Source organism: Salinimicrobium oceani (assembly GCF_012037645.1).
This window is the reverse complement of the sequence record NZ_JAAVJR010001593.1, coordinates 1-288: the sequence shown is the minus strand read 5'-3', so window position 1 is coordinate 288 and position 288 is coordinate 1. Positions and strand designations below refer to the sequence as shown.

Annotated in this window: 1 protein-coding gene; it reads left to right on the top strand. The window is 44.8% G+C overall.

All coding sequences use genetic code 11. The features are described 5' to 3' along the window. The coding region (locus HC175_RS23210) for a RagB/SusD family nutrient uptake outer membrane protein (protein ID WP_168140103.1) at window positions 1–288 on the top strand (288 nt) is incomplete at both ends.

Genomic DNA, 288 nt, shown 5'->3' with positions numbered 1-288 from the left:
AAGGTGATGAGCGTAAGGATCCTACAGTACTTTATGAAGGAGGACCAGAGTTCGACGGAAAGGAATATGAAAGCCGTTACTCCCTGACAGGTTATAACACAAGGAAATTTTTAGTGCCGATTAGCCAGGTCTCTGCCTATGATAATAGTCCGTTGAACTTTCCTGTGCTAAGGTATGCCGATGTGCTGCTTATGAAAGCTGAAGCTTTAAACGAGTTGGGACAAACAGCGCTTGCTGAAGATTACCTCAACATGGTTCGCAACCGTGCAGGTCTGGATGATATTGAAG